The sequence below is a fragment of the Halanaerobium sp. genome, assembly GCF_003070835.1.
The window spans coordinates 1-8,849 of record NZ_QBLR01000136.1 but is presented as its reverse complement, the minus strand read 5'-3'; the positions used below and the strand labels follow the sequence as shown (position 1 = coordinate 8,849).

12 protein-coding genes are annotated in these 8,849 nt (G+C 34.5%); all 12 read right to left on the bottom strand.

What is annotated here, in order from left to right:
• Positions 1 to 91 precede the first annotated feature (91 nt).
• The 12 genes from CI949_RS12960 to CI949_RS12905 all read right to left on the bottom strand — a co-directional run bounded on the left by CI949_RS12960 (position 92) and on the right by CI949_RS12905 (position 8,815).
• Positions 92 to 1,420 carry a type II and III secretion system protein gene (locus CI949_RS12960; RefSeq protein WP_133530017.1) on the bottom strand — a complete coding sequence of 443 codons (1,329 nt, stop codon included), beginning with the start codon at positions 1,418 to 1,420 and terminating at the stop codon, positions 92 to 94.
• Positions 1,410 to 2,135, bottom strand: coding sequence for a hypothetical protein (locus CI949_RS12955; RefSeq protein WP_133530016.1), 726 nt, complete (start codon positions 2,133 to 2,135; stop codon positions 1,410 to 1,412). The genes CI949_RS12960 and CI949_RS12955 overlap by 11 nt, the downstream gene beginning before the upstream one ends.
• Complete coding sequence (locus CI949_RS12950) at positions 2,136 to 2,588, bottom strand: hypothetical protein (protein WP_133530015.1); 453 nt, start codon at positions 2,586 to 2,588, stop codon at positions 2,136 to 2,138.
• A 15-nt stretch (positions 2,589 to 2,603) separates the two neighbouring features.
• A complete protein-coding gene (locus tag CI949_RS12945) occupies positions 2,604 to 3,065 on the bottom strand; it encodes a PilN domain-containing protein (protein ID WP_133530014.1) in 462 nt (153 codons plus the stop codon).
• Positions 3,056 to 3,799, bottom strand: a complete 744-nt coding sequence (locus tag CI949_RS12940; RefSeq protein ID WP_290767130.1) for a hypothetical protein — start codon at positions 3,797 to 3,799, stop codon at positions 3,056 to 3,058. Before CI949_RS12940 ends, CI949_RS12945 begins: the two co-directional genes overlap by 10 nt.
• A 2-nt stretch (positions 3,800 to 3,801) precedes the next feature.
• Complete coding sequence (locus CI949_RS12935) at positions 3,802 to 4,188, bottom strand: hypothetical protein (protein WP_243733928.1); 387 nt, start codon at positions 4,186 to 4,188, stop codon at positions 3,802 to 3,804.
• A gap of 28 nt (positions 4,189 to 4,216) precedes the next feature.
• Positions 4,217 to 4,726 (bottom strand): type II secretion system protein, encoded by a 510-nt coding sequence (locus CI949_RS12930; protein ID WP_133530012.1) that lies wholly within the window; start codon positions 4,724 to 4,726, stop codon positions 4,217 to 4,219.
• Positions 4,698 to 5,108, bottom strand: coding sequence for a prepilin-type N-terminal cleavage/methylation domain-containing protein (locus CI949_RS12925; protein WP_133530011.1), 411 nt, complete (start codon positions 5,106 to 5,108; stop codon positions 4,698 to 4,700). Before CI949_RS12925 ends, CI949_RS12930 begins: the two co-directional genes overlap by 29 nt.
• A complete protein-coding gene (locus CI949_RS12920) occupies positions 5,098 to 5,580 on the bottom strand; it encodes a Tfp pilus assembly protein FimT/FimU (protein WP_133530010.1) in 483 nt (160 codons plus the stop codon). Before CI949_RS12920 ends, CI949_RS12925 begins: the two co-directional genes overlap by 11 nt.
• A 4-nt stretch (positions 5,581 to 5,584) precedes the next feature.
• Complete coding sequence (locus tag CI949_RS12915) at positions 5,585 to 6,022, bottom strand: type IV pilin protein (protein WP_133530009.1); 438 nt, start codon at positions 6,020 to 6,022, stop codon at positions 5,585 to 5,587.
• A 72-nt stretch (positions 6,023 to 6,094) separates the two neighbouring features.
• On the bottom strand, positions 6,095 to 7,084 hold the full coding sequence (locus CI949_RS12910) for a type II secretion system F family protein (protein WP_290767133.1): 990 nt from the start codon (positions 7,082 to 7,084) through the stop codon (positions 6,095 to 6,097).
• Positions 7,085 to 7,144: 60 nt separating this feature from the next.
• A complete protein-coding gene (locus tag CI949_RS12905; protein WP_290767124.1) occupies positions 7,145 to 8,815 on the bottom strand; it encodes a GspE/PulE family protein in 1,671 nt (556 codons plus the stop codon).
• Positions 8,816 to 8,849 lie beyond the last annotated feature (34 nt).

The following is an 8,849-nucleotide window of genomic DNA, read 5'->3' as shown; positions in this document are numbered from 1 at the left end:
TTGCTTTTTTCAATGAGAATGTGGTGAGCGGTTACAAAGATTGCTGACTAAAATTGATAAAAAGATAAATCTAAAAAATACAAATATCCTTTTAATTATTTAAAATTTCTTCTAATTCTTCTGCAGTCAGTGTTTTAAACTCTCTATATGTTTTATTCTCCTTTTCCCCTTTAATCTCCTCTTTTTGACTGCTGATTTTTTTAACATTTTGATTAGAAACTGCCTCATCTTTCTCTGCCTGTCTCAATTTGTTTTCTGTTTTTATGATTTCGGGAGTAATAAAAATTATTAGTTCTGTTTCTATATCTGTGTTTTCTGAGGCCGAAAATAAAGCTCCCAGCAGCGGCAGATCAGCAAGAATTGGAACTTCTCTGATTGTTTTTAACTCATCTTTTTTGATTAAGCCACCAATTGCCAGGGTTTCTCCATTTTCTAAAATTACTGTAGTTTCAGCACTGCGCGAATTTACTGCCGGCAGCCCATCAGCCAAAATCTGACCGATACTATTTACAGAAGGCTTTATTTCTAAAAGCACCTGGTTTTCATTGATAATCTTTGGCAGAAATTCTAGTACAATACCGGCTTCAATATAACTGATGGTGGAAACTGTTTTATCAGACTCAACTCTTTCCAGCTTGACTGGAATCTGATCACCAATCACCAGTTTTGCTTTCTTTCTGTCGAGTGTCATTAGACTGGGATTGGCCAGGATGTTGGACAGTCCTTTTTCATTGAGTGCCTTAAGTGTTTCCGGCCAGCCCGGCTTTAATTTTTCTATGTTTCCGGCGTCATCTTTAATGATCTTTAATTCAGATAGCTGATTGGGATTGATGCCCAGCTCTTTAATCTTTGTTCTGCTTATTTCTTCAATTCGAGCTTTAATCATAATTTGTTTTTGCGGCTGATCTATCTGACTGATTATCTTTTCCAGCTCATTTAAATCCTCTTCCGGGCAGTTAACAAGCAGTCCCTCGCTATTTAAATCAATAACTTTGATTTCTTCAAAATTCTTTTTTAAAATTTCAGCCGCCAGCTCAGAACTTAAATTTTGAAATTTATACTTTTTACTGATAACTTTTTTATTTTCTGCAGCCATCTTTTCTCTGGTACTGACATAAATAATTTCGTTCTGGTTGCTGTAGTCAAGATTAAAACTGTCAGTAATTAAGTTCAAAGCATTTTCAAAAGGAATATCATTAAAAATGACTGTAATTTTACCTTTAACAGAGCTGTCACAGATCAAATTTTTTTCAGCTGTATTTGCCAGCATGATTAAGGCAGTTTCCAGTTCTACATCTCTTAAGTTAATTGAAATTAATTCAGTTTCAGCTGCAGTTTCTGCTCTAACAAAAGCAGAGAACAGCAGAAGTGTAATTAGCAAAATTGATATCTGAAGCAGTTTTAATACTTTAGTTTTCATTTTTTCCATCCTCCCAGAGCTTAATAACTCTTTCTGCCTGCTGATAACCAATAATTATCTCTTTATTTTGAATCTCTTTAATCGTAAACTGGCCAATCTTATCATTTTCACTTTTTACAACAGCCTGCCCCTGATAGCGAAAAAGAACCGCAGAATTATTATTCTGCCTGATAATTCCCAGCAGTTTAAAGGGAAGCTGCAGTTGAGCTATATTTAATTTGTTTTCAGCAGCCACTTGATTTACACTGTTCTGTTCAGGCTTTAATTCGGATTCTTTTGGATTCTCCTGTTGCAGCTTATTATCCCGAGCAGTATTTTTAATTAAATCACTGGCAATAACATTTTTTTCTAAATCTATTAACTCAGCGGGATAAATATTTTTTCTCTGCTCTTTCTCTGCTGCCGCTTTTTGACCACTGCTGGAATCTGAATCTGCTTTAAATGGGTCTTTAATTTCACTAATTAGTGCTATTTTACTAACTGCAACTTTGGCTTCTCTGCTGTCCTCCACGGTTTCTTCTTTTCTTACTATTTTTTCATTTTTTTCTGAAGCTTTTTCTCCTTTTAAAAAAAATTCAGCTTCAGTCTCTTCAGGCTTTTGATAAATCTCAGTCAGTTTAACTTCGGAAGTCTTAATGTAGGCAGAAAATATTACTAATAGTAATAGAACAGTTAGAAGTAAAATGATTTTTTTGTTTTTCAATATTCTTTTCATCTATATCAGCTCATTTTTTAATTTTATAAAGAAAAAAAGATTTCTACTGTCATCCTTGATTTTGAACTCAGCAATCTCCAGAAACTTTAATTTAGTCTCTAAATAATAGATAAAGCTGAGGATTGATTTAAATTCTCCCTGCAGATTTAAATTAAGCTCATTTTCTCCACTGCTGAAATCAATAAGTTCCAGGTCATAGAGCTTGATTTCTGCCAGTATCTGAGCAGTAGAGTCTTTTAAATTATATTTTTGCTCTCTAACTGGAGTCTTTTCTGAGCTCTCTGCTGAAGTATATTTGTTCTCTAATATAAGAATCTGTTTCTGCCGGGCTTCAATTTCACTCTCCAGACTTCTCCTTACTGCAAGCTGCTCTCTACTTTTCCCAAACTGCATAAATAAGAGCAAACAGAGCAGGAAAACTGCCGAAATAATCACAAGCTTTTTTCTTTTCATCCTTTACCTCCATCACTACCTGATAATAGTTTCCAGCTGAAAATTATATCCATTCTGCTGGGTCAATCTGAGCAAATTTACATTTGTAAAAGTGTGATCAGCTTTTAAGGAATCAACAAATTTTAAGATCAGACCCTGCTCTTTACTCTCTGCCGTGAGAGTAAGTTTTTCGTTTTTCAAGTGAAGAGAATTTAATTTAATTTCTTTACTGCAGCCGGTTAGAGTTATTAATAAATTGTATTTTTCAGCTGCAGAATTCTCGGCTAACTGATTTTCTTCGTTCTTTTTAATTAAGGATAAATATTTCAATTCTTCCTGCTGCAGCTGAATCAGTTCCGCCTGATAGCCCTGATTATGCTTATCAAGAAAATAATTTATAATAAGCAGCGAAAGAAGCAGCAGTAAAACTATAATTAATAACTCCTTCATTATAATAAATAGCCGATCATACTTTTTCTCCTTAAAGATCACTGGCATCTGCTGATGCTCCAGAGCAGAGAGGTTAAAAAGACAAAGTCATCAGCTTCCAGCTCTATTAGATCACTTAAATTAAGCAGCTCACTTTTACCTTCCAGAATTTCCAGCTCTAGATTTTTATTGTTTAAATAATATTTCCTGGTCTTATTAATTTCCTGCTGCAGCTCTGTCTCCTTAATTGAAGACTGGAGCAAATCAAGTTTTTTATCTACAGCTGTCAGCAGGGTATAACTTCCATTTATCTTATAATAAAGAAGATAATCTGCTGCCGAAACAATTTTATTGATTACTGAAAATACAGCCACCGGTAGGGCAGATACCAGATAATTATTTTTATATTTATCCATATCTGCTGTTAGAGGATCCAGCATTGTTTTATTGGCTGCAAAAAATTTAATTTTCCGCTCCTGAGTCTGCTCAGAAACAATTTCTAAGTAATCATAATAATACTCCTCTTCAAAATTGCTTTTAACTTCAGCGAATTTACTTAAGATACTGTCTTCACTGATCCTGTAAGGGTTCTTTTCCTCCAGGGCAACAGAATGATAAAATAAAGAGGCTGCTGGTAATAGAACAACATACTGACAGTTAAAATTGAACTTTTTAATTTTACCAATCGAAGAAAGCTCTTTAATTCCATCTACAAAATTTATCTTATTGTCTTTGGCTCTGGCAACCAGATTTCTAAGACCATCTTCAGCTGGAATTGTTACAGAATAATAATTATTAAACATCATCACTCACTCCTATATATTTTTTTCTCAATAATTTTTAGAGTTTCTTTTTCCAGTTTCAGTTCAGCATTATAGGGAATACTACCTGCTACGCTGGCAGTTAAGTAAATAAAGTTATCATCCTCCTCTCCTAAAAGCTCTACTTTTAACTGACTGTTTAATTCCAGGCTCTCAGCAAGCAGCAGCCCCTCTTCTTTTAAAAAATAAAGCTGATACTGCAGACCTGCCTCAACAGCTTCAATATTTTGAGAGGCAGTAATTCGATTCTGTAGAATTCTGTAATTGATTTTCTGCTGCTGAATCAGAAGTGGAATAAATAGCCCGATCAGAGTAATTAATATTAAGCTTATAAATAAGACAAAACCTCTATTTCCTGATAAATTCATCATCTATACCTGCTTTATTAAGATTTCAAAACTAAATATCAATTAACCTGCTAATTGTTAATCTCTCGCCATCTTCTTCTAGATAGAGAGTTATTTTTAATAAACCTGAAGCATCCATTTCAAAATTCAAAGACTCAATCCGATCCAGCAGGGCCAGATTTCTACCGAAATCTTTAAAATCAGGATCACTACTTCCAATTGCTCTTCCCAGTGAGCTGCTGCCCCCACTCTGATAAACATTAAATTTAAGCCACTGGTATTCTCCATCATAATAACTGAAAATATCAATTTCCTGACTGCTGATCAGCTCAACTATGCTGGCATTTTTTATCTGAAAAGCTATAAAATCAAGCACTAAATAGCCGTCCAGCTGCCATGAATTATGCAGATTAAAAAACCTGTTGTTCTGATAAAGTTTTGTAATCAGCTGCATAAAAACTGCTGCCAGCAGAGAAGAAATTGTAATTACCAGCAGTATTTCAAGTAGAGTGAAACCTTCAGCACCCTTAATTTTATTTCTGCAGTAGGCTGAGAACTTCATTTTGATGCTCCTTATTTCTACATTTAAAATCAACTTCAACCTTTAATTTATATAGGCCGTCATATTTTACCCCGTCTTTTTCAAATGGAATCACCTCCACTCTTGTCATCTCATAATCTCTGGGTAGAGATTCTTTTTCTAAAACTTCTAAATTCCTGATAAATTCACTGCTGCTATCTTCAACTCCTTCAGTCAATAGTTCTCTATTTTTATAGGCCTCTAAAACTGATTCTGTCCAGTTTACCGCTGCATTTTTATCTGCCAGAAAAGTATGGACTTCCAGACCTGTTTTAATTGTTCTGCTCATCACTGCCAGTACAGCTCCGGCCAGTGAAATTGTGATTATGACTTCCAGTAGTGAAAAACCGGCATTATTTTTCAATTCTAACCCTCCCTAATTGATTTACTGTAATCGAATATTTTTGAGCCCCGATTTTTGCCTCAGCCAGGGCAACTGTTCCTCCTCTTGCTGTTGCAGTATTATTAAACCTGATCCACTCATAGTAATCTCCTTCTACAACTTTAAGGCTTAAAGTTTTATAAAGGATTAAACCGGCAGAATAATATCCTTTTTTCTTAATTATCTTCCTGCCATCTTCTTTAACATAGAGATAATAGGGGATTTTATTTTTATCAGCACTTTCTTTGATCGTGTAAATCCTAAAAATATAGGTCTGATTGTCAAGAATCGCTTTATTTCTGGCCCAGCGCAAATCAGCTGCCAGGCTTTCTATTTCCTGCTCAATCTTAAAACCATTTTTAAACTGAGGCTGATAGCTGACTGAAAATAAAATCCCCATTACTGTAATTACCAGTAGAACTTCAATTAAAGTAAAACCCTGTTCAGCTTTCATTTAACTATAATGTCGGCTCGGTGGAATCAGGACCACTTAAGGAAGATTCTGCAGTTGAAATGTAGTAGAATTCATCTGAAGCAGCCTGATAAATTATTAAATATTTTTCAGCACCTGTGTCAGTATCACTCTGATAGCTGTAATCTGAGGCTGGGTTTTTAATACTTAATTCACTTAAATCACTGCTGACTGCACTTAGATCAGTCTTTGTACTCTGCCCCGGATATTCTCCATGATCAAGATAATACATCTCGAGGCTGTGCATAATATTATGCAGATCTGCTTTGGCAACTGCTGTATCTGCCTTGTTTTTTACTCCACTTAAAGCTGGCACCGCCATTGTCATTAAAATTCCCAGCACCACAATCACAATTAGCAACTCGATCAGGGTAAATCCCTCTTCTTTTTTGGCCGGATTTATCTCTTTAAAAATATTTTTCATTAATAAATTCCTTTCTCTCATAGGTTTCCATTAAGTGAAACTATTTCTGGCTCACAATTAAAATCAGTCTAATTAGATGATTAAATAGATCTGAAACATCGGCATCATTACTGCTGCAGCAAGTAAAGCAACAAAAATTGCAGTTAATGTTATTAATAAAGGCTCTAAATACTGCAGCATTCTGGCAATTTCTTCACTTAATTTTTGGTAATAATAATCACCTGCTCTTTCCAACATGTTTTCCAGCTGGGCTGTCTCTTCTCCAGTCATTAAAAGATAGTAGAATACATCGGGAATATATTTACTATCTCCAAAACAATCTGTTAAAGAGGCTCCCTTTGAAATATTTAAAGTTGTCTGCTCAATGAATTTTTGATACTGATAATCACTGATTATATTTTTTAAAAGTTCAAGAGCAGAAATTAATTTTAAACCACTTTTTAAAAGTAGAGCTAAATAAGTAGCTATCTGGGTTAAAATTAAGTCCCGATAAATAATAGATATAAGTGGGATTTGAAGCAGAAAACTACTTTTTAAATCTCTTCTTTCCTGACTTCTAAAAAAATATATAAAAGCTATTGTTAACAATATTATGAAAATTAAGATTAAAATAAAATAATTATTAAATAGCTGACTCAGTTTAAGAAAAAGTACAGTAATCAGCGGCAGATCACCACTGAATTCAGCAAATAAATCAATAAATACGGGCAGAATAAATTTAAAAATAAAGGCTGCTGCTATAAATACTGCGGTGATCACTGTCAGGGGATAAAAAGCAGCCTTTTTTATATCTTTTTTTAATTTCTCTCTGCTGCTGTAGTAATTTTCCAGACTTTTTAAAACCTCAACCAGACTACCACTTTTCTCTCCTGCTTTAACAACTGCTTTAAAAAGATCTGTAAAAACTTCATCTTCTTCCATTGCTTCTGCCAGGCTCAGGCCGGATTCAATATTTTTCAGCAGCTCATTATAAATTTCTACCTGCTGGTTATTATTTGTCTGTCTGGAGATGATCATTAAGGCCCTGTTTAAATTAAGACCTGACTCCAGCATAACTCGCAGCTGAGCCGCAAAAAACTTTAGGTCAAATTTTTTCTTAAAATTAATTGAAATCTCCCCCCATCAGGACTGCAGTTCAATTACCCTTAGAATTTCTTCCCAGGATGTAATTCCCTTTTTTAATTTCTCAAAAGCAGCGTCTGCCAGACTTATCATCCCTGAAGCCTCTGCTTCTCTTTTGAGCAGCCCATATTCTGCCTGCTGGTTGATCAGCTGCCTCAGTTTTGGGTTGATTAATAAAACCTCTGCCGCTGTTGTTCTCCCCTGATAACCATCATTACATTTCTCACAGCCTGCTGCCTGGTAAAGAAATTTAGATTTTTGTTCACTGATCAGATTTTTCTCTTCCGCTTTCAGGTTTCTTTTTTTCCGACAGTGAGGACATAATTTCCGCAGCAATCTCTGAGCTACAACTGCATTGAGGGTACTGCTGATTAAATAAGGAGCAATTCCCATGTCAAGTAGTCTACTGACGGCAGATATACTGTCGATAGTATGAATGGTGCTTAAAACAAGATGTCCGGTTACTGCCGCTCTAACAGCTATTTCTGCAGTTTCTTTATCTCTAATTTCTCCAATCATTATAATATCCGGATCCTGTCTTAAAATAGACCTTAAAACCACTGGAAAGCTGAGCCCCTGAGCCTCATTTATCTCTATCTGATTTAATAGTTCCAGCCTGTATTCAACCGGATTTTCAACAGTTATAATGTTATTTTTTTCTGCTGCTAGCCTGTTTAAAATTGAAAATAAGGTTGTAGTTTTCCCGCTTCCAGTAGGACCTGAGAGTAGAATTATACCCGAATTATAGTTGAAAATTTTTTCAAATCTATTTAAGTTATAACTGCTAAAATTTAATTCCTCAACTTTTAAGAGTCGGTTGTTTCTTAATAAAAGCCTTAAAACAGCTTTTTCCCCGTAAATAGTTGGAATTACCGAAGTTCGAATATCATAATTTGAGTTTTGAAATTCAAATTCCATCTTGCCATCCTGAGGCAGATGGCGGACTGTAATGTCCATTGCCGAAATAATTTTAATCCGGGAAATTACAGCTGCAGCTATTTCTGCCGGCAAATTATAATAACTTTTTAAAATACCATCAATTCTGTACCTGACTTTAAAATAATTTTTCTTTTTTTCCAGGTGAATATCACTGGCATTTAAAGAAATTGCCTCAGTTAAGATTTTGTTTAAAAGCTTAACCACCGGTGCATCTTCTACTATATTTTTTAAGCTGTCTATGTCTCTGCTGTCAATTTTTTTAAAATCTCCAAGTTCACTCAGCAGTTCCTGCTGATCCAGCTGAAAATAGTTGCTGTAAATTAAATTCTTCGTCTCTTTAAATTCAGCTTCAGACATCAGATAAAATTTGATATTATCTTTGAATTTAAATTTCAAATTTTCCTCTAAAAATAAATCCGGTGGATATAAAGTCCCAAATAAATACTCTCCCTCAGCTTCTGACAACAGAATCAGACTATACTTTTCTACCTGAGAGATATCGAGCTGCAGTTTTGAATTTTTTACTGCTTTAATTTTGGAATGCCTAAATAAATCAATTTCAAAATATGCTGCTACTGCCTGCAGCAGTTCATCTTCAGTAAGCAATTTTTCTTCTCTGAGATAATCAATTAAAGCTTTAATTCCTTCAGTTTCTGTTTTTTCTTTAATTTTAAGCTGAGTTTGAGGAGAAAAGCTGTATTTATTGTATAAAAATTCACAAAAACTCTGCATTATTTTACCACCCACCTTGTTTTGTGTCTATATT